The sequence below is a fragment of the Sphingosinithalassobacter sp. LHW66-3 genome (assembly GCF_050703275.1).
GTDB lineage: Bacteria > Pseudomonadota > Alphaproteobacteria > Sphingomonadales > Sphingomonadaceae > Sphingomonas.
Genome location: NZ_CP193482.1, coordinates 3,078,616 through 3,099,394 on the forward strand (window position 1 = coordinate 3,078,616; position 20,779 = coordinate 3,099,394).

The 20,779-nt window shown below is 66.8% G+C and carries 17 protein-coding genes; 3 read left to right on the forward strand and 14 right to left on the reverse strand.

Features of this window, described 5'->3' with window-relative positions; genetic code table 11:
• Positions 1-7: 7 nt before the first annotated feature.
• The 9 genes from ACQ450_RS15195 to ACQ450_RS15235 form a co-directional block, all read right to left on the reverse strand.
• Positions 8-397, reverse strand: coding sequence for a response regulator (locus ACQ450_RS15195; RefSeq protein WP_188054537.1), 390 nt, complete (start codon positions 395-397; stop codon positions 8-10).
• A complete protein-coding gene (locus tag ACQ450_RS15200; RefSeq protein ID WP_188054538.1) occupies positions 397-1,434 on the reverse strand; it encodes a protein-glutamate methylesterase/protein-glutamine glutaminase in 1,038 nt (345 codons plus the stop codon). The genes ACQ450_RS15195 and ACQ450_RS15200 overlap by 1 nt, the downstream gene beginning before the upstream one ends.
• On the reverse strand, positions 1,431-2,327 hold the full coding sequence (locus ACQ450_RS15205) for a CheR family methyltransferase (protein ID WP_431469901.1): 897 nt from the start codon (positions 2,325-2,327) through the stop codon (positions 1,431-1,433). Before ACQ450_RS15205 ends, ACQ450_RS15200 begins: the two co-directional genes overlap by 4 nt.
• Entirely contained in the window at positions 2,324-2,824 is a 501-nt protein-coding gene (locus ACQ450_RS15210) for a chemotaxis protein CheW (RefSeq protein ID WP_188054540.1), read from the reverse strand. Before ACQ450_RS15210 ends, ACQ450_RS15205 begins: the two co-directional genes overlap by 4 nt.
• Positions 2,821-4,983, reverse strand: a complete 2,163-nt coding sequence (locus ACQ450_RS15215; RefSeq protein ID WP_431471240.1) for a chemotaxis protein CheA — start codon at positions 4,981-4,983, stop codon at positions 2,821-2,823. Before ACQ450_RS15215 ends, ACQ450_RS15210 begins: the two co-directional genes overlap by 4 nt.
• Positions 4,980-5,345 carry a response regulator gene (locus tag ACQ450_RS15220; RefSeq protein ID WP_188054542.1) on the reverse strand — a complete coding sequence of 122 codons (366 nt, stop codon included), beginning with the start codon at positions 5,343-5,345 and terminating at the stop codon, positions 4,980-4,982. Before ACQ450_RS15220 ends, ACQ450_RS15215 begins: the two co-directional genes overlap by 4 nt.
• Before the next feature lie 2 nt (positions 5,346-5,347).
• Positions 5,348-5,668, reverse strand: coding sequence for an STAS domain-containing protein (locus ACQ450_RS15225; protein ID WP_431469902.1), 321 nt, complete (start codon positions 5,666-5,668; stop codon positions 5,348-5,350).
• Positions 5,652-6,536, reverse strand: coding sequence for a flagellar motor stator protein MotA (gene motA, locus ACQ450_RS15230; RefSeq protein WP_188054544.1), 885 nt, complete (start codon positions 6,534-6,536; stop codon positions 5,652-5,654). The genes ACQ450_RS15225 and motA overlap by 17 nt, the downstream gene beginning before the upstream one ends.
• Positions 6,537-6,637: 101 nt before the next feature.
• Entirely contained in the window at positions 6,638-9,034 is a 2,397-nt protein-coding gene (locus tag ACQ450_RS15235; RefSeq protein ID WP_431469903.1) for an HAD family hydrolase, read from the reverse strand.
• Positions 9,035-9,158: 124 nt separating this feature from the next.
• Here ACQ450_RS15235 and flaF point away from each other — a divergent pair, with 124 nt between their 5' ends.
• A complete protein-coding gene (gene flaF, locus ACQ450_RS15240) occupies positions 9,159-9,518 on the forward strand; it encodes a flagellar biosynthesis regulator FlaF (protein ID WP_188054546.1) in 360 nt (119 codons plus the stop codon).
• 153 nt (positions 9,519-9,671) lie between these two features.
• On the opposite strand, the gene ACQ450_RS15245 is transcribed toward flaF, so the two are convergent.
• The 3 genes from ACQ450_RS15245 to ACQ450_RS15255 form a co-directional block, all read right to left on the reverse strand.
• A complete protein-coding gene (locus ACQ450_RS15245; RefSeq protein ID WP_431469904.1) occupies positions 9,672-11,561 on the reverse strand; it encodes a methyl-accepting chemotaxis protein in 1,890 nt (629 codons plus the stop codon).
• A gap of 212 nt (positions 11,562-11,773) precedes the next feature.
• Positions 11,774-13,180, reverse strand: coding sequence for a methyl-accepting chemotaxis protein (locus tag ACQ450_RS15250; protein ID WP_431469905.1), 1,407 nt, complete (start codon positions 13,178-13,180; stop codon positions 11,774-11,776).
• 285 nt (positions 13,181-13,465) lie between these two features.
• A complete protein-coding gene (locus tag ACQ450_RS15255) occupies positions 13,466-15,319 on the reverse strand; it encodes a HAMP domain-containing methyl-accepting chemotaxis protein (protein ID WP_431469906.1) in 1,854 nt (617 codons plus the stop codon).
• Between the two features lie 265 nt (positions 15,320-15,584).
• Here ACQ450_RS15255 and ACQ450_RS15260 point away from each other — a divergent pair, with 265 nt between their 5' ends.
• Positions 15,585-16,952 (forward strand): alginate export family protein, encoded by a 1,368-nt coding sequence (locus ACQ450_RS15260; RefSeq protein WP_431469907.1) that lies wholly within the window; start codon positions 15,585-15,587, stop codon positions 16,950-16,952.
• A gap of 111 nt (positions 16,953-17,063) precedes the next feature.
• Positions 17,064-17,426: a hypothetical protein gene (locus ACQ450_RS15265; protein WP_188054550.1), complete on the forward strand. Its 363-nt coding sequence runs from the start codon at positions 17,064-17,066 to the stop codon at positions 17,424-17,426.
• Here ACQ450_RS15265 and ACQ450_RS15270 read toward each other — a convergent pair.
• On the reverse strand, positions 17,423-18,052 hold the full coding sequence (locus tag ACQ450_RS15270) for a response regulator transcription factor (RefSeq protein ID WP_188054551.1): 630 nt from the start codon (positions 18,050-18,052) through the stop codon (positions 17,423-17,425). The two genes, ACQ450_RS15265 and ACQ450_RS15270, sit on opposite strands and share 4 nt — an antisense overlap.
• A complete protein-coding gene (locus ACQ450_RS15275; protein ID WP_431469908.1) occupies positions 18,049-20,748 on the reverse strand; it encodes a PAS domain-containing sensor histidine kinase in 2,700 nt (899 codons plus the stop codon). The genes ACQ450_RS15270 and ACQ450_RS15275 overlap by 4 nt, the downstream gene beginning before the upstream one ends.
• Positions 20,749-20,779: the final 31 nt, after the last annotated feature.

A 20,779-nucleotide genomic window follows, 5' to 3' on the forward strand; every position in this document is an offset into this window, starting at 1 on the left:
AGGAACCTCAGGTCAGTTCGCCGAAGACGCGCTCGATCTTCTCCTTGAGCGCGGCCGGGGCGAAGGGCTTCACGACATAGTTGTTGACGCCGAGCGCCGCCGCCTTCTGCACGATCTCCTTGTCCGACGAGCCGGTGAGCATGATGAACACCGTCTTGCCGATCACGGGATCGCCGCGGACCTGCTCGAGGAACTGCAGCCCGTCCATTTCAGGCATGTTGTAGTCGGAAATGACGAGGTGAACCCGATCCGTGCGGATCGCGCTCAGCGCCTCGGGTGCGCTCGCCTTGTCGCGAACGTCCTTGAAGCCCAGGTCTTGCAGCGCGCGACGGATCATCGCCCGCATGCTCGTCTGGTCGTCGACCACCATCACTTTGATCTGCGCAGCCGCAGGCATCAGACGCTCCCAATCTTCTCGTTGCGGCATGCCTTGAGGATCGCCTCGGGCAGTGCCGCCAGACCCAGTTCCTTTTCCACCGCGCCCGCCTCGAAGGCGGCACGCGGCATGCCGTAGACGACACAGCTGTCGCGGCTCTGCCCGAAGGTGCGGGCGCCTGCCCGGCGCATCGCCAGCAGGCCTTCCGCACCGTCCGCCCCCATGCCGGTGAGGATCGCGCCGACGGCCGAACGGCCCATTGCCGCGACCGACCGGAACAGAACGTCCACCGAAGGCCGGTGACCACCGACAGGATCGCCCCGACGCAGCCGGATGCGGTTTCCAGCAGCCAGCTCCATGTGCCGTTCGCCTCCAGGAGCAATATAGACGGTTCCCGGTGTCACCGGCGCACCGTCCGTCGCTTCGACGACATGGACGCTGCACTCGCCGTCGAGCCGCTCGGCGAAGCTGCGCGTGAAGGTCGCCGGCATGTGCTGCACGATCAGCACCGGCGGGCAATCGGCGGGCAGGGCGGGGAGCAGGCTGAACAGCGCCTCCACGCCTCCCGTCGAAGATCCGATCGCAATGATCGCGTCGCCTGCGGTGCCGTGCATCGGCGTCGTCGCGCGCGGCAGCGGCGTGGGCCCGGCGCGCGGCGCGGCGCGTGCGGCCGCGCGCACCTTGCTGCACAACAGTGCCGCCTCGCGGTTGATGTCCTCGGCGCTGCCGCTCGGCTTGGTGATATAGTCCACAGCGCCCAACCTAAGCGCCTCGATCGTCACGGCGGCGCCGCGCGCGGTCAGCGTCGAACACATCACCACCGGCATCGGCCGAAGCCGCATGATCCGCTCGAGGAACGACAGGCCGTCCATCCCCGGCATCTCGATGTCGAGCGTCAGCACGTCTGGATCGAGCGTCTTGATCATCTCGCGCGCGGCGAAGGGATCGGGCGCCATGCCGACCACTTCGATCGCCGGGTCTGACGAAAGGATGCGGTTGAGCGCCGCGCGCATGCTCGCGCTGTCATCGACGATCAGGGTGCGCACGGGCGCGTTCATCGGGCGGGATCCTTCACATAAATCGTCTGGCCGCAGCCGCGCATCCGCGCCGCCGCCGGACCGATCAGCCGCTCGGAATGGCCGATGTAGAGATGACCGCCGGGCGCCAGCTGCTCGACGAACCGTGCCTCCAGCTCCGCCTTCGCGGCATCGTCGAAATAGATCATCACGTTGCGGCAGAAGATCACGTCATAGGCAGCCTTGAGCGGCCAGGCGGCGAACAGGTTGAGCTCGCGCGCCGTCACCAGCGCGCGTGCCTCGTCCGCCATGACGAAGCCGTTGCCCGACGCACGCATCCAGGTGCTGCGATAGGGTTCGGGCACCGCCGCGGCGATGCTGTCGGAATAGAAGCCGCGTGCCGCCGCCTCGACCACCGGCGGCGCGATGTCGGTCGCCAGCAGGCGCACGTCCGCGTTGCGCAGCCAGGTCGCGGACGTGCGGTCCGGGCCGAGCAGGCACATCGCGATCGTGTACACTTCCTCGCCCGACGAGCATCCGGCGGACCAGATGCGCACCGGCTGTCTGGCGGCCGCCTTGCGCTTCAGTTCGGGCAGCACCTGCGACCGGAAATGGTCGAAATGGTGCGGCTCCCGGAAGAAATGCGTGTGGTTGGTGGTGAGCGCAGTCACCATCCGCGCCCGCTCGGCCATGTCCTTCTGCACCAGCGCGACATAGTCGCTGTAGCGCGTGAGGCTGTTTTCGCGCAGGCGGCGCGCGAGCCGCGACTGAACGAGCGTGGTCTTCGCTTCGCTCAGCGCGATGCGCGCGTCGGACTGCATGATCGCGGCGATGGCGGCGAAGTCACGCGGAGTGAGCTCCGCATTCTGCGCTGCTGCGGCCATCGCCGTTCCGCCGCCGGCAAGCGCCGCGGCGGCGCCGCCGGCGGGGCTCATGCCGCGAGGTCCAGGTGGCTGGTGAGCGACAGCGCGTCGAGATCGAGCAGCAGCACCATCTGCATGTGCTCGCGCTTGCTGCCGTCGGTTCCGCGCGCCGCGATCCGGACGAGGCCGTGGATCACGTGCGGCTCGCCGATTTCGACGTCGGGGGCGGGCTGCACTTCCTGGCTGCCGATGTTGACGATGTCGGTCACTTCATCGACCAGGAAGCCGGCGTGCTTGCCGCCGATCGACACGACGAGGATGCACGAGCGCGGGTGGATCGCGCTCGGCTCCCAGCCCAGCCGCTCGGCGAGGCCGACGACCGGCACCACGTTGCCGCGCAGGTTGGTCACGCCCTTGATGAAGCTCGGGACGGTCGGGATCGGCGTCGGCTCTTCCCACTCGCGAATCTCGATCAGCGAGCCCATCTCGATGCCGAACATCTGCTTGCCCAGCGTGAAGGTCACGATCTTGCGGTCGACGGCGTCGCCCGACTTGTCCTCGGTGTTCATGCGGCGATTCCTTTCAGTGCATAGCGGGGGGCGGGCACGGGTGCGGAGACCAGTGCCTCGATGTCGAGGATCAGCGCGATCGAGCCGTCACCCAGGATGGTGGCGCCGCCGAGCCCGCGGATCGGATGGAGATTCTGGTCGAGGCTCTTGATCACCACTTCGCGGCGATCATCGATGGTGTCGACGACCAGGCCGACATGGCCGGCGGCTTCGCTTTCGACGATCACCACCAGCGAGTCCTCGATCGGCCGATCGTCGTTCAGCCCGAAGATCTCGGTGGCGCGCTTCACCGGCAGGAAGTCGCCGCGATTGTCGATCACCTCGGTCGTGGGCGAGGTACGCTTCACCTGGCCCGGCTCGGGCTGGACCGTCTCGATCACATGCGCCAGCGGCAGCACGAAGCGCTGGCCGGCAAGCCGGACGATCATGCCGTCGAGGATCGCGAGCGTCAGCGGCAGGATCATGGTGAAGGTCGTGCCCTGACCCGGGGTCGACTGGATCTCGACCCGGCCGCCCAGCGCCTCCACGTTCGATCGCACCACGTCCATCCCGACCCCGCGGCCGGAAATGTTCGAGATGGTGTCGGCGGTGGAGAAGCCCGGCGCGCAGATGAGCTGGTCGATCTCTTCGTTCGAAAGCTGCGCGTCCGCGGCGACGATGCCCTTCTCGACTGCCTTGGCGAACACCTTCTCGCGATTGATGCCGCGGCCGTCGTCCTTCACGCGGACGAAGATGCGCGCACCGCGCTGTTCGGCCGAAAGATGGATCGTGCCTTCCGGGTTCTTGCCGGCGGCGATGCGTTCCTCGGGGCTCTCGATGCCATGGTCCGCGGCGTTGCGGATCATGTGCGTCAGCGGGTCGCCGATCTTCTCGATCACGCCCTTGTCGACTTCGGTCGTCTCGCCGGTGGTCTCGAGGTTGATCGTCTTGCCGGTCTCCGCGCCCAGATCGCGCAGCATGCGCGGCACGCGGCTGAACGCCTGCCGGATCGGCTGGGCGCGCAGCGACATGACATTGTCCTGGATCTGCCGCGTCAGACGCGCCAGTTCGGGCAATTCGACCCGCTGCTGGTCCGCCGACGAGAGCCGGTCCGACAGGATCGAGTTGCGGATCACCAGCTCGCCGACGAGGTTCAGCAGCAGATCGAGCTTCGCCAGATCGACGCGGATCGTCTGCGACGCCGCCTCGGGCGCGCGCTCGGCGGCCTTTGTCGGCGCTTCCTCGGGCGCAGGCGCTGCCGGCGCTTCGGTGGTGGCGGCGGCGATCGTCTGCACCATCGACAGCATGGCGTCGAGGTCGTCCACGCCGCTCAGCGTGGCAGCGGCGCCGGTGGGAAGCGGCGCGGCTTCCTCACGCACGATCTCGACCCGCGTGTCGGGCGAAACGAAGTCGAAGCAGTCGGCGATCGACGTCTGCTCGACCGTGCCGGGCACGCGCAGCGTCCACGCGAAATAGCTTTCCTCAGTGTCGAGGTCGCGCAGCGAGGGCAGGGCGCCGGTGTCCACCGCGATGACTTGGCCGCCCAGGCTTTCGACCTCACGGACAACGAGCAGCGGCTCGCCGGCATTGGCGAGGTCGCCGCGCGCCGGAGCGTAACGGACGATCCAGTCGCCCTCGGCCACCGGCTCTGCGGGCGCGTCGAAATCCTCCAGGCTGACGCCGATCGGCTGGAAGCCGAATTCGTCGGCATCGTCGGCGGGCGCAGGGGCGGCCTCGACCGGAGCGGCCGCAACAGGCGCGGCGGCCACGGGGGTATCGCCATCCTCGGCTACGCCCTTTTCGGCGAGCACCTTGTCGAGCGCCTCGAGCATCGCCGCGTCGGCGGGGCGACCCGCCTGGCCCTGGGCCGCTGCGACATGGTCCGAGAGCAGGTCGAATGCCGACAGCATGACCTTGATCACGCCGGACGTCGGCACGATCTTCCCGGCGCGCACTTCGTCGAGCACATTCTCGAAACGGTGCGCGAAGGCGGTCAGATCGGCGTGGCCGAACGCGCCGGCGCCACCCTTGATCGAATGCACGGCACGGAACACGCCGGCGATCGTCTCGGCCGATACGTCACCGGCCTGCATCGCCGACAGACCTTCCTCGGCCGTCGTCAGCCCCTCGGCGCATTCTTCGAAGAAGATCGCCTGGATGTCGTCCATATCCTCGTTCACGGGCACACCCGGCGGATCGCCGCCCCCAGCTTGGCCGCTTCGAACGGCTTGGTGATCCAACCGGTGGCGCCGGCTTCGCGGGCGCGGGCCTTCTTCTCGTCCGAGAATTCGGTCGAGAGCACCAGGATCGGAGTGCCCTTGAAGGCGGGGACGCCGCGCACCGCCTCGATCAGCTCGAAGCCGTCCATCTTGGGCATGTTGATGTCGGTGATCAGCAGGTCGGGCTGCACTTCATGCATCCGCTCGAGACCGTGCTCGCCGTCATTGGCGCTTTCGATGCGATAGCCCTGGGCTACCAGCGACGTCTTGAGCAGCATGCGCATGCTCGCCGAATCGTCGACGGTGAGAATCAGCTTGGACACGTTTACTCTCCGGTTTGCAGGCCGAGTGCCTGCGTCAGCCGACAGCGCTCGACGCGCTCCACGAAGGCAGGGCTGGGATTATCGATGCGAAAGTTCTGGCCGTTGCTCGCCGCCTCGGCGCGCGCGGCGACGAGCAGCTGGAGCACGGCCTGGCCGACGCTCTCCACGTCGCTGGCGTCGACTGCCATCTCGTCGTCGAGATCGGCGGCGAGCACCAGCCGGACGCGCAGGTCTTCCGCGGTGACGGTGGTTCCGTGCGCCGGCAGGCGAAGCGCGCGCTCTTCGGCGAGGGCGTCGATGTCGGAGTCAGGCAGGGGCGGCATTGAGTCCATCTTTCGCCTCGTCGAGTGCGGTTTCGAGTTGTTGGAACGTCGGCGCATAGGCGCTGGGGGTCATCCGCCGGGCGATCTCGATCGCGACCTGAACGGGGACTTCCTGCGCATAGGCGACGATGGCGGTCTTCACGATCGCGAAGGGCTTGCAGTCGCCTTCGATCGTTTCCTGAAGCTTGGCGGCGAGCGGCCCGACCACGCAGTAGCTCAGCAGCACGCCCAGGAAGGTGCCGACCAGCGCGCCGCCGATCATTGCGCCCAGGATTTCGGTCGGCTGGTCGATCGAGCCCATGGTCTTGATGACGCCCAGCACCGCGGCGACGATGCCGATCGCGGGCAGACCGTCGGCCATGATCTGCAGCGCGTGCTGCGGACCCATCTCCTCGTGATGGTGCTTCTCGATATCGGCTTCCATCGCCGCTTCGATCTGATGCGGATCCTCGAAGTTCACCGTCATCATCCGCAGATAGTCGGCGATGAACTCGATCAGATGGTGGTCCTTCAGCAGCCGGGGATAGGGCTTGAAGAGAGCACTTTCCTCGGGATTGTCGAGGTGCGGCTCGATCGCAGTCGCGCCGCCCTTGCGGAACGTCGAGAGCAGGCCGAACAGCAGCGTCAGCAGATCCTGATAGTCGCTCGCCTTCCAGCGCGATCCCTTGAAGGCGCGCCCCAGTCCCGCGCCGGCCTTCTTCACCGTCGCGATCGAATTGCCGACCAGGAAGGCGCCGATCGCGGCGCCGCCGATCGCCATCATCTCATGCGGCAGTGCATGGCTGATGATGTCGAACTTGCCGCCGGCAATCACGAAGCTGCCGAAGACGCATCCGAGTATGATTACGAAGCCGACGACGATGAACATGATGGTTCCAAGTGTTCCCTGGTTATTCTGGAATTATAGGAAGGAATGTGCGGCGGCGGTGGCTCTCAGGAGATTCACGCTGGCGCCGCCCCGCAGGCAGTTCATCGCACGGGTGCGGCTTCGGTCGCCGCAGTCGGAGCGGGACTGGAGGCAGGCTCGCGCGCGACGAGCGGGCGAAAGGCGACGGCGAGCATCGCCGGTCCCTCGAAATTGGTGTGCGGCGGCACCATCAGGAAGGAATCGGCGCCGGTGCATCGAAAGAGGTGCGGCGCGACCTGCTCCATGCCCTCCAGCGTCGGCATCGCCTCAACCGGCTGCGTGTCCGACGGTTTCTCCGCCAGGAAGTCCGCCACCGGCACGAATTCCGCCGAGACGATCTGCAGCCATTCGTAGAGTTTGCCGAACTGGAGGCCGACGGCATATTGTGCCTCCCCGACGGGGATCGTCGCGAGATAATGGCCATTGTGCGTCGGTGTCGCGCGGATGCTCGATGCCGCCACGTCGCGGCCGTCCGCGAGCAGGATCGGAACGTCGATGCCGTGATCGCAGAAGTCCGCGAAGCGCAGGTCCATGCCAAAGCGGCGTTGCGCGAGCAGAGTCAGGTTGAGCGGCAGGCCGTGCCCGCGCAGCTCGGCGGGAAGATACATGCGATCGGCGCCCTTCAGGTAGAAGAGCCCGCGCCGCTCGAGTCCCGCCCTGGCGATCTCCGGGTCGAACAGCTTCACTGTCTCCGAACCGCCCAGGTTCACGTCGTGCTCGAAGCGCGTGAGCACTGCGAGTTCTTCCGGCTGGGGCAGGAACATCAGTCGCGCCAGAGCGGCTGCGGCGCCACTGCGTTCGCATTCGGCGCGGGCGCTGTCGTTCGTCCGGATGATTGCCTGGGCATGATCGCGTGCAAAGGCGATGGCACCGCGCTGGGCCCGTTCGCGCGTCTCGCTCTGGCGTCCCTTGATGCTGTTGCCGGCACGTACCGGGCTGCCGTCGTCGGAATAGTCGATCACCGAGCCCTGGGCCGCGGTGCACAGCTGCTCGAGCACCGCCACGTTGGCGGCAAAGGCTTCCAGCGTATCGGCATCGTGCGTGCTGCCGCCCATGAACCCGCGCTTGTCGAAGCCAGTCGCTGCCTGTTCGCGCAGCAGCAGGTACCGGCCGGCGACATGCACCCCCAGCAGCGCGCGCAGCACCGGCTCGGCATGGTTCTGCACCGTTCCGTTGTAGCCCAGGTCGGCCAGCAACAGCGTGTCGCCCGGCTGCGGATCGCATTCGCGGCGCAGATAGGTGGCGAGGCGTTCGGCGAACGCCTGCGAGCGCTTCACGATCGCTTTGATATGGCGCGGAGCGCACACCGTCTTGGCGAGCGCGCCCAATTGCGCCGTCTCGGGAAGCGCCTCGATGATCTCCGCAATCTCGTTCGGCGGGAACAGCAGCTGGCGGAGCAGATCCTCGGGCGTGCCGTTGCCGAGCTCGGCCTCGACATAGTCGTGCACCGCCGCCTCGTCGCGGAAGCTCGCGGCGGTCGCGGTGAAGCGGCTGAGCTCGATCGCATGGCCGGCGCGAGCGGGGAAGGCGGCCTCGTGGATGCGGCGCGGCAAATGGCCATCGCGCATCAGGAACAGCATGTGGACGCGTCCGCCGTTCGTGGCGGCGAGCGCCTCGGCTTCCTGCTCGAGCCAGTTCGCGAACGGCACCAGCACGGGGCCGAGCACATTGTGGCCCAGCGCTTCGGCGGCGTCCTCGATCCGGTGCGCGCCAGCGGCGAGCGTCGCGCGGTGCGGCTGGAAGACCGCGCCGCCCGCATCCACCATCGCGCCGGTCGCCGCTTCGAGCCGCAGCCGCTGGGCGCAGCCGTCGGTGAACTGGCGCAGATGCAGGGCAGGGATGCCGTGGCGGCGCGCTGCATCATGATCGGCGGCGCAATTGTCGCCGATGTGCAGCACGCGCTCGGGCTTCACCGACGTCTTGCGCAGCATCGTACCGAGCAGGCCTTCCTTCTTCGAAAGCTTGTGTTCGGAAGACGCGAAGATGGTGTCGATCAGGCCTGCGACTTCGTTGCCCGCCGCGCGGCGGATCAGCTCGCGAAGCTGCTTTCCACTGAGATAGGTGTCGCTGACGATGACGGTCTTGATGCCGCGCTCCCTGGCGGCCTTCATCAGTGCGACGGTGGGGCCGAAGGCAAAGCAGTGGCGTGCCTCCGCGTCGATCTCGGCGCCCACCGCTGCCGCGCGCGTCGCCGCATCGGCGTTGGGCAGCAGCTCGGCGTAGATTTCCTCGATCGACACTTCGTTGCGACTGTGGCGCAGCAGCGCCGATCGCCGCGCACGGGTTTCCGCCCACATCCGCTGTTGCGGCGTCGTTCCGCTCAGCAGGCGGAAGATGTCGCGCGGCGCATGCGTGTCTCGCCACAGCAGCGTGTCGAAACAGTCGAGCGACAGGAGCCTTACCCCCGCGCGGGTTTCGAGTGCGGTGGGAAGCTCATGCGGGAGGATCGTGTCGGCCATCGGCGGCTCCGTTGCGACAGAGTCTCGGGAAAAAGGCGCGCAAGGCGCATTCTTCTTATAGGACGATCGACCCCTCCAAGGTCCGAACGCTCTAAAATGGGTGGGTAAGCCAAGGAGCACGCCTATGACCCTTCAAGCCTATGCCGCTGCCCGCAGTCGGGCCGAAACCCCGCGCGCCACCGAGCATCGCCTGATCGGCGAGATCACCGGCGAAATGATGGATGCACAGAACGCCGGCCTCACCGGCCCGGCGCTCGTCCGTCCGCTGCACCGCAATCGCGAGATGTGGTCGACCTTCGCCACCGACTGTGCGGCCCAGGGCAACGGCCTTCCGGCGGAGCTTCGCGCGCAGATCGTCTCGATCGCCCTGTGGGTCGATCGCCACACCAGCGCAGTGATGGCCGGCCGCGAGTCGATCGGTGACCTGATCGACGTCAATCGCAACATCATGGAAGGGCTGCGCGGCGAACGTCTCGCCGCCTGATCCATCGTCCGAACGTCGCAGAAGCGTCGCAGCCCCAAGGCTGCGGCGCTTTTTTCGTGCGTCTTTCCTGCGCCGGCGCCCTGTTCGTCGGACATACGAAAAAGGGCGCCGCGGCAGAGCCGCGACGCCCCTTCGCGTCGATGGTTCAGCGGATCAGAAGGTCGCCCAGTCGTCCTGTGCGTGGCCGTTCGACATCGCCGCCATCGGCAGAGCCTGTACGGGCGAGCTGTAGGCCGCAGCCCGCTTCGGGCTGGTCTTGGCCTGCTGCACGGCTGCTGCGCGAACGTTGCCGGCGGTCTTGCTGGATGCGTCGACCCGGAACCGGGCGGCCTGATCGGCCAGCGTGGTGACTTCGCTCGACAGGTTGCGCGCGGCGGCCGAGGTTTCCTCCACCATCGCGGCGTTCTGCTGGGTCGACTGGTCCATCGTGGTGATCGCGGTCGAGATTTCGCTGATTGCGGTCGACTGCGCTTGGTTGTCGGCAGCCATCTCGTTGAGCAGCGCGTGGACCTCGCTCACGTCGCCGCTGATATTGGCGAGTGCGCCATCGACCTTCTGCACCATATCCACCGCCGCGACGATGTCGGTCTGGGTGGCGGTGAGCTGATCGCGAGCGCGGCCGGCTTCTTCCTCGGCACGCATCGCGAGCGCCGAGACGAGATCGGCGACCACTGCGAATCCGCGTCCCGCCTCGCCGGCACGACCCGCCTCGACAGCGGCGTTCATCGCGAGCACGCGCGTCTGGAACGCGATCTTGTCGAGCCCCTCGATCACGCTGTCGATGCCCTTGGCGCTCTCGCTTACGCGGCCCATCGCCTGCACCGCTTCGTCGGCGATCGCGCGGCCGCCCGAGACGGTGGCGATGGCGCCGTCGGCGCGCTCGACCGTGCTGGTCGCCGCGCTGGCGGTGGCGCGCAGCCGCTCGTTCATCTGGCTGACCGCCGCAGTGGTCTCCTCAAGGCTGGCGGCATTGGCTTCGGTGCGGCGCGCGAGATCCTCGCTCGCCTGGGCGATCTCGCCCGATCCAGTACGGATCGCGCTCGTCGATTCCATCACCGAACCGATCAGCTCGCGCAGGCTCGCCAGGGCATTGTTGAAGTTGGTCTTCACTTCGACATAGGTCGGCGAGAAGTCGATGTTGATGTCGGCGGTCAGATCGCCTTCGGACACCTTGGCAAGCGAGCCGCTGAGCGTCTCGACAACCAGCTTCTGCTCGGCGTCGGCGCGCTCCTTCTCGGCCTGCGCGCTCGCCTGGGCGCGGGCATTGTCGCGGAATACCGTTACCGCGCGCGCCATTGCGCCGATCTCGTCGCGGCGTTCTCCGCCCTTGACGTCGAGGTTGTGGTCGCCTCCCGCCAGCCGGTCCATCAGGCGCGTCATCTCGCCGAGTGGCTTGGTGATCTGCCGGCGAACCAGCCACAGGACGACGCTTGCGATCAACACCAGTCCGATGAGCGAGGTCAGGATCAACGCCCAGGTCGCGCTGGTCGCATGCTCGGCGGCAGCCGCTGCACCGGCGTCCAGATCGGCTTCCTGATTCTCGACGATCGCGCTCAGCTCTTCGTTCAGCGTCTCGAACGGCGGTCGCGCGTCGTGCTGCAGCACGTCTTCGGCGTCTTCGCGGCGGCCCTGCGCCCATAGCGCCGGAATGCGGTCGGTCGCCGCAGTGTACTCGGCGAGCGCACGCTTGGCCGTTTCGAGGCGCTCTGCGCTCTCTCCGTTGAGCAGCGGACCGAGTTCGGCGAGCTGGGCATCAATGCCGCTGCGCTCGTCCCTGATCTCTTCCATCAACGCATCGAAATCGGGCTTGTCGTTCTCGATGGCGACCTGGAACCAGATCTGGTGCTGACGGGTCTTGCGCTCGTTCGCCTCGGCGGCGAGCTGCAGGCTGCGCGCGTCTCCCCGGACCAGACGATCGGTGTCCGCTGAGATGCTGTGCAATTGAACGGTGCCGAACGCGGTGATGAAAACGGCCAGGACGGCGAACAGCGCCAGACCGGACATGATCTTTGCCGCGATCGGCAAATTAGAGAAGTGCTTCACGAGGGGCCTCCGGGAAAAGTGGAACCACGGACTCGCTTTTCCCTGTGGCGGCCCGTTTGCTTCATTATAGTGCAGTCGCGGGAGCCGAATGGTTTACGCGGCGGAAATAGGGGTTTGGCCGGAGGTCGTTTCGGCGCCGACCGGCGCGCCGGTGCGAAGCAAAACGGGCGCCGCGATGTGGCGGCGCCCGTTTCGTTCCAGCGTCAGCGGCTTCAGAAGGTCGTCCAGTCCTGTCCGCTCGAGTGGCTTGCGGAGCCATTCACCGCCGCTGGCGGCAGTGCCCTGACGGACATGCCGTTGCCCGGCGAAGCTGCCGGCTTGCTGCGCGCGGGCGCGAAGCTGCGCGGCGCCGGAGCGTTGCCGGTGTCGACGCGGAACATCGACGCCTTGTCGGCCAGCGTGGTGACTTCGCTCGACAGGTTGCGCGCGGCGGCCGAGGTTTCCTCCACCATCGCGGCGTTCTGCTGGGTCGACTGGTCCATCGTAGTGATCGCGGTCGAGATTTCGCTGATTGCGGTCGACTGCGCCTGGTTGTCGGCAGCCATCTCGTTGAGCAGCGCGTGGACCTCGCTCACGTCGCCCGAGATGTTGGCCAGTGCGCCATCGACCTTCTGCACCATATCCACCGCCGCGACGATGTCGGTCTGGGTGGCGGTCAGCTGATCGCGGGCGCGGCCGGCTTCTTCCTCGGCACGCATCGCGAGCGCCGAGACGAGATCGGCAACCACTGCGAAGCCGCGTCCCGCCTCGCCGGCACGACCCGCCTCGACAGCGGCGTTCATCGCGAGCACGCGCGTCTGGAATGCGATCTTGTCGAGCCCCTCGATCACGCTGTCGATGCCCTTGGCGCTTTCGCTGACGCGGCCCATCGCCTGCACCGCCTCGTCGGCGATCGCGCGGCCGCCCGAAACGGTGGCGATGGCGCCGTCGGCGCGCTCGACCGTGCTGGTCGCCGCGCTGGCGGTGGCGCGCAGCCGCTCGTTCATCTGGCTGACCGCCGCAGTGGTTTCCTCAAGGCTGGCGGCATTGGCTTCGGTGCGGCGCGCGAGATCCTCGCTCGCCTGGGCGATCTCGCCCGATCCAGTACGGATCGCGCTCGTCGATTCCATCACCGAACCGATCAGTTCGCGCAGGCTCGCCAGGGCGGCGTTGAAGTCGTTCTTGAGCGCGGCATACGTCGGCGGGAACTCCGTCGTCACCTCTGCGGTCAGGTCGCCGTGTGTCACTGCGGTGAGGCTCTCGGCGAGTGCGCCGACGACCATTTCCTGCTCGGCTGCTGCCTGTTGCTGTGCACGCGCGGTGTCGCGGAAGGTGAACATCGCCCGCGTCATGCGGCCGACGCAGTCGGTATAGTCGGTGAATTCGATCGGCGTATCGAGATCGCCCGCGGCAAGCCCCTCCATCCGGACGACGGTGGCGACATAGGGATCGGCGATCGCGCTGCGGAAGCGCATTCCCTGAACCGCGGCCACCAGCGTCAGGACTGCGCCGATCGCCGCGGCGATCCACGCGCCTTGCAGCAGTGCGGCGAGCGTGATGATGGCGGGCAGCGCCGCCATCGTTCCAAATGCGATCTTGAGCTTGAGGCGGATCGGTGCCGAAGATTTAAACCAGTGCATGGTGCGCTCCTTGTGACGTGGTTACTCACCAGACTGCGCCGGTCCCTGAATCCCTGCGCGCTTGGGGTGGGATGGACAGCGGTCGCGCTGGCCTCCCGGTAGGGCCCTTATAGAAGCGATTGTGCAGGTGCGGTCGAAGCGGGTCCTAAGGAGAACCTCGGAAATCGGGGGCTCCACGCCTGCGCATTGTTGCCCCCCGGCGCCTTGCGCGCCCGCCGGAAGCACGAAAAAAGGGCGCCACGGCGGAGTGCCGGGCGCCCTTGGAAGTCGTTGAAGCTGAACCGCTTAGAACGAGGTCCAGTCCTCCTGCGCTGCGGCGTGGCCGTTCGCCTTGCCGTTCGCCATCGCCGTCACCGGCAGCGCCTTGACGGGCGAGGAGTAGCCCGCGGATTTTTTTTCCGCGGAGCTGGTCAGCGGCGCCGCGACCGACCGAACCGAGGTGCGCGAGCGGGCCTCGGCGCCGATCCGGAAGCGTCCCGCATTATCCGCCAGCGTAGTGACTTCGGTCGAAAGGTTGCGCGCGGCGGCCGAGGTCTGTTCGACCATCGCGGCGTTCTGCTGGGTCGACTGGTCCATCGATCCTACTGCGGTCGCGATCTGGCTGATCGCGGCCGACTGCGCCTGGTTGTCCGCAGCCATGTCGTTGAGCAGGGCGTGGACCTCGCTCACGTCGCCGGTGATATTGGCGAGCGCGCCATCGACCTTCTGCACCATGTCCACTGCCGCGACGATGTCGGTCTGGGTGGCGGTCAGCTGGTCGCGGGCGCGGGCCGCTTCCTCCTCGGAACGCATCGCGAGCGCCGAGACGAGATCGGCGACGACTGCGAATCCGCGGCCCGCCTCGCCTGCACGACCCGCCTCGACCGCCGCGTTCATGGCGAGAACGCGCGTCTGGAACGCGATCTTGTCGAGCCCCTCGATGACGCTGTCGATGCCCTTGGCACCGTCCGCGACGCGCGCCATCGCCTGCACTGCCTCGTCGGCGACTGCGCGGCCGCCAGAAACGGTGGCGATGGCGCCGTCGGCACGCTCGACCGTGCGCACCGCCGCGCCGGCGGTCGCCTTGAGGCGATCGTCCATCTGCGCGACGGCAGCCGAGGTTTCTTCCAGGCTAGCTGCATTGGCTTCGGTGCGACGTGCGAGATCCTCGCTCGCCTGTGCGATCTCGCCCGATCCGGTGCGGATCGCCGCAGTCGATTCCATCACCGATCCGATCAGCTCGCGCAGGCTGGCGAGCGCGGCGTTGAAGTCGCTTTTCAGCCCTGCATAGGCGGTCGGGAACTCGGCCGTCACTTCCGCCGTCAGATCGCCCTCGGTAACCGCGGCCAGGCTCCGGGCGAGCGACTGCGTGACGATCTGCTGATCGGCCGCTTCGCGCGCGGCCGCTTCGGTGCGCGCCACGGCGGCCACGCGGAACTGCTCGACGGCGTTGGCGATCTCGCCCAGCTCGTCCTTGCGGTCGCGATAGGGGACCACTGCCTGGCCGCCTTCCGCCAGCGTCTTGGTGGTGCTGGAAACCTGAGCGAGCGGGGCCGCCACGGTGCGCCCGATCACGCGCCAGATTCCGAAGAGTACGCCGAACGCCACGACGAGAATGCCAAGCGTCAGATACAGCACGCCCCTCGCCATGGCGTCGCCGGCGGCGTCGTTCCGCGCCGCACGCTCGGCGGCCAGCTTGATCAGCTCCCGTGCGTCTTCAAGCGCATTGTTCGAAAGGTCGCGTCCTTCGGATTTCATGAGAGGCACAGCGGCTGCGCTTCCGCCAGCCCGATGCGCGTCGATAATCTGCTCGTTGCCGCGTTCCAGCGTCTCGACATCTTGCACGAGGCGGTCGAACTGAGTCTGATACTCGCCGGCGAGCGGCGCGAACTTGTCGAGCGCCTCGACGAGCGCCTGCTTGCTGTTCGCATAGCGCTGGTCGAGCGATCGGAGTTCCTCCGGAGAGGTGGCGTTCATTCGGCTCCAGAGGATGATCCGATGCTCGCGCAGCTCGGACCGCACATCGCCCAACGCCGCCGTCCCGGCGATGCCGCGATCGACGTGCGCGCTCGCGACCGTGCTGAGGCGCTGGGCGCCCACGATCGCCGCGACGCCGAGGATGGAGAAAAGCAGCGCGATCGCGGCGAAGACGGCAAGCATCTTCCGCGCCAACGGCCAATTGTTAAAAGTTGAGAGCATGGGTGAATCCAGGTTTATGGACAACAGAAGAGCGGGTGCCGCGATGGGCGGGCCAGAGCCATTATAGGACGAGAGGCTGTTGCTAAGGGTCGGAGGAGGCAGAGAAAATCCCGTCAATCCATGACGTTGCCTGCAAATCTGCGTATCATTACGGAGGCGGAGCTTTGCTCGGCGGTGACGATGTCCTCCTATAAAAAGGCGACACTCACGATCAGGAATATTGCCAATGAACCGCCTTTCGCCTCGCCGCTTCGCTGCCGCCACCGCGTTCGCCGTCGCCGCAGCCATGCCGGCTTCCGCCTTCGCTCAGGACGCGAGTGACTCGCTCCGCTTCAGCATCGAGGGCGATGTGCGGGTGCGCGGCGAAGCGCTGGATGGCCAGTTCCGCGCGAGCGGCCTCGAGGAAGACAGCTTCGTCTCGACACGCACCCGCGTGAAGGCCGAGCTTGCCGCCGGTCCGGTGCGGTTGGTCGGCGAACTGCGCGACGGACGCAGCCTCTACATGCCCGATGGCGACACTGCCGCACTCAGCACCAGCTCCGTCAACACCATCGAACCGCTTCAGGCCTATGGCGCGTTCGACATCGCCGGCGTCGCCGGCGGCACGCTCACCCTCTCGGGAGGCCGCTTCACGCAGGAGATCGGCTCCGGCCGCCTCGTGGGCATCCCCGGCTTCTCCAACTCGGTCGTCAGCTACGCCGGTGTTCGCGCCGAATGGGAAGGCGCGGGCGATCGCAAGGCGATCTTCTTCTGGACCCGGCCGTTCGACACGCTTCCGAGCGACGACGCCGCGCTGCGCGACAACGAGGTCGAGCTCGACCGCGTCTCGAACACTGTCACCTTCTTCGGCGGCAGCGTCACCACCGGCGTGATCGCCGGCGCGACCGGTGAGGCCTATGTGTATCGCTTCGCCGAAAACGACAGCGTCGCCCGTCCGACCCGAGATCGGAAGCTGGTGACGGTCGGCGGCCGCTTCGCGCGCGATCCCGAAGCGGGCGTCGTCGATTTCGATTTCGAGGCGGCCGGCCAGTTCGGGTCGATCCGTGCAGGAACCGCTCCGACTGCAGGCGAGCTCGACGTCGAAGCGGCGATGCTGCACGCCGAGGCCGGCTACACCTTCGCCACCGGCTGGTCGCCGCGCGTCGCGGTGGCGTTCGATCTCGCCACGGGTGACGGCGCCGACTCGTCGACCTATGGCCGCTTCGATGCGCTTTACGGCACGCGTCGTTCGGATTTCGGCCCGACCTCGATCTATGGTGCGGTGAAGGGCGCCAACATCGTCTCGCCCGGCATCCGGTTCGACGCCGAGCCGAACGCACGTCTCGATATGTCGCTCTTCGTGCGCGGCCTGTGGCTGGAAAGCAGCACCGATGCCTTCGTCGGCGCGGGTGTTCGCGATGCCAGCGGCAATTCGGGTAGCTATGCCGGCACCCAGGCCGAAGCGCGCGTGCGCTACTGGCTGGTGCCCGGTACCCTGCGACTCGAAGCGGGCGGCGCCTATCTGGCCAAGGGCCGGTTCCTCGAAGAAGCGCCCAACGCGCCCGACACGGGCGACACGCGCTATGGGTATCTCGAGCTTTCGGCGAAGTTCTGATGCTCCACCCGTGCCGTATGACGGCCTAGGTATAACTCCGGGAGGGAGACGATTTCCCTCCCGGAGTATCATGCCGCGCCCGCTGTTTACCGCCTTGACCGGGAGGGCGATGTGCCTGCCAAATCACTGCTGATCGTGCTCCTCGTCCGCGACGCGGGCGTTCGCAGCACGATGGCCGCCCGGCTCTCGATGCATGGTGTCGACGTGCTGACCGCCAGCGAATTTCACGATCCGGTGATGCACCGCACGCGCGGCAGGGCAGTGCTGGTTACCGACGAGGCAATCGCCGCGGAGGATCGCGCCGAATGGGCCGAGGCCCTGCAGGACGAGGCGCGCTGGCTTCGGATCGTGGTGCTCACTGCCGAGCCCCCGGAACCCTCCGGTCCCGACGATCGGCTGGTCTTCGTGCAGCAGCAGCATGCGGCGGCCCAGCTCGTTGCACTGCTGCCGGAATGGACCGATTCGGGTCTTTAGGACGCCTGGACCTCTTCCTTTGGGAACAACCCGGCGGCGAAGGCGATGCGCAAGGCCTCAGAAAGGCTGCGGACCTCGAGCTTCTCCATCAGGTTCGCGCGATAGATCTCCACCGTGCGCGGGCTGATGTCGAGCTCATAGGCGATGATCTTGTTCGAGCGCCCTTCGATCAGCCCCTTCAGCACATCGGTTTCGCGCGGGCTGAGCTTGTCGATCTTGGCCTGCGCCGCGGCGACGCGAGCCGCCTCCTCGCTATCCTCTTCGAGCCGGGAGAAGGCGGCATCGACGATTCGCAGCAGCGTTTCGGCCTCGTAGGGCTTTTCTATGAAGTCGAGCGCGCCGGCCTTCATGGCTTTCACGGCCAGATCGACATTGCCCTGGCCAGTCAGGATCACTGCCGCGAAGCGGGGATCGTCCTGAATCGCGAGCAGTACGTCGAGCCCGGTCGAACCCGGCATGTGGAAGTCGAGCAGCAGGACGCCACGGTCGAGCTCGGCGGATTCGGCAAGGAATGCATCGCCCGTGCGAAAGCCGCGGATCACGAGATCCGATTTCACCGACAACAGGCCGTGGAGCGATGCGCGGACGGGGTCGTCATCATCGACGATGTAGATTGTTCGTGTCACGCTTCCTCCAACTCCCTTACTGCCGGTACGGTGAACCGGAATGTCGCGCCGCCTTCAGGACGGTTCTCCGCTTCCAGCGTACCACCATGCGCCTCAATGATACGCCTGCTGATCGAAAGACCAATACCCATTCCGGCATTCTGTTTCGTCGTAACGAAACGGGTATACAATTGTTTTAGAACCGTATCTTTTATTCCGGGTCCGGTATCGCTCACGCTTACTTCGATGAATTGCTCGTTAAGCTTGCGCGAGGCGATGTGGATGCTGCGCTCGCTCGTCGGCGAATTGCGCAGAACGTCGATCGCGTTGCGCAGCAGATTTACCAGCACCTGCTGGATCTGAATGCGGTCTGCGAAGATCAGCCGAGCGGCAGGATCGAGCGAATAGGTCACGTCGATGTCGAACTGTCCGGTGCCGACGAGCACCAGCTCGGCAGCGTCACGCAGCGTCTGCTCGAGCGATTCCGCTCCGATCTCGACTTCGCCCTTGGACATGAACGCCCGCATCCGCCTGATGATCTCGCCGGCGCGCTGGATCTGTTCGTTGGCCATGCGAAGCAGCTCGGAAATGCGATCGGCATCGCCCTGCTGCTCGATCAGGATGCGCGCCGCGGACAGGAAATTGGCGGTCGCGCTCAGTGGCTGGTTCAGTTCGTGCGCGATGTCCGCCGCCAGTTCGCTCATCGCGCTCTGCCGCGATACATGGGCCAGCTCGGCGTTGAGATCGCTCAGACGCTCCTCGGCAGCCAGCCGTTCGGAAATGTCGCGGAAGAAGAAAGTGAACAGAACGCCTCCGTCGACCCGCGTGACTCCGCCTCTTCCCTCCAGCGGGAAGCGGCGTCCATCGGCATGTTCTCCCACTGCGGTGGCGGCCCGGCTGACGAGATCACTGTCTCCCGCGCGAAGAAATTCTCCCAGCGATGTCATGACCCGCTCGCGCTGGTCCTGCGGAATGAGCAGCGTATAGTCCCTGCCCACGACGTCCCCGGCGCGATAGCCCCACAGCGCTTCTGCCGCTGCGCTGAATTCGCGGATCTTGCCCGTCTCGTCGACCACCACCATCCCGTCGGGCACGGTCTCGAGCACCGAGCGCAGCTGCGCCTCCCGCGCGCGCAGCGCCATCTCGCGCTCCTCGCGCTCGCTGACGTCCATGATCACTCCGACGGTGCGTACCAGATTGTCCTGGGCATCGTAGAATGCGCGTGACGATCCCTCGACGGCGCGGACGGTGCCGCTCTGCTGAAGGAAACGGTATCGGAAGGTGAAGCGCTCGGCGCGATCGGCGACGGCTCTGGCGATCGTGTCGAGGATTTGCTGGACATCCTCCGGTTCCACCTGTGCCCGCCAGCTTTCGAAGTCGCCAATCGCGTTCGGCGCGAGGCCGAGCCGTTGTTCGGTGCCGGGGGACCAGGTGATCGCTCCCGTCTGCACATCCCATTCGAAAATGCCGAGTTCATGCGCCGACATCGCGATCGCGAGCCGATCCTCGCTCGCCCGGAGCGCGGCCATCGCCTCGGCCTCGCACGAAACGTCGGAGATGTTGCAGATGACCAGCGGCTCGCGCCCCGGTCGCTCGACGCGACGGGTTCGCTCGAGAACGGTGACTTCGCTTCCGTCGCGGCGTTGCTCCACCAGTTGCTGCACATCGGGTCCGGTGCGGCGGGGGAGGCCCGTTTGCCAATCCTGCTCGCATCGGGACCGCAGTAGTTCGTACTTCCGCTTGCCTCGTGCTTCCGCGGCGCTCCAGCCATAGAGTTGTTCGCATCCGCGCGACCAGTGGCTGATTCGCCCGTCCTCGGTCACCAGCACGATGGTCGTGAATTCGAGCGCCTCATTGAAGTCGGTCAGCAGCGCCTGTTCGTGCGCGAGCCTGACGACAGCCCAATACGTGACGACCGCCACGATCGCGATGTTGCCGAACACGACGATCAGCTCCCGTGCCAGCGGGGACATGAGATCGGCGTCGGTGAGCGCCACTTCGAGCAGCGAGGGCACGACCGGGAAAAAGAGCACCACCGGCAGCAATCCCGCGATCGCACGCCAATCGACGTGACGGCGGCTCAGAAGGCGGTGCCGGCCGAAGTCGACGTTCCACACGATGCACGCGGTCGACAGCAGCACCGCCATGATTCCGGCGGGAAGCGCACCGGTGAACAGGCCCGACGACTGCTGCGACAGCGAGGAAAAGATCGCAAGCAGCGCCGCGAGGATGCCCAGGCCGAGGCTCGCGCTCGCCAGCAGGTTGGCGTGCTCGCCCAAAAGGAAGCGATCCGCCCCGCGCAGCTTTCCGCTGACGCTTACATAGCCGGCGCACGTCAGGAGCAGGATCGAGGCCGCCGAATTCAGCGTGGGCCGGCCCGCCGCATCGAGCGGATATTCGCGCAGCGCGTCGGCGAACAGCCACGTGTCGGTGCCGAGGCTGAAGCCGCCCAGAATCTGCGCGATCGAGGCGCCGGCAATGACGAGCGGCGCAATCCAGATCCGCCGCGCGAGGCGTTTGTGCCCGAGCAGGCCCGCCAGATAGCCGAGCGACAGCGCGATATAGCCCACCGACGTCCACGGCCAGATCGGGTGGCCTTCGACGCCGAAGCCGCGGAGCCACCGGATGCCGAGGAACCAGCCGCCTATCAGCTCGACAAGGCCGCACAGAGCCGCGGCGGCGGCGAAATATGCCGCTAGTCGCCGTCTGGCCGGCATCGTTGCCGTTCCTGGCGTCTGCCCGTGCATC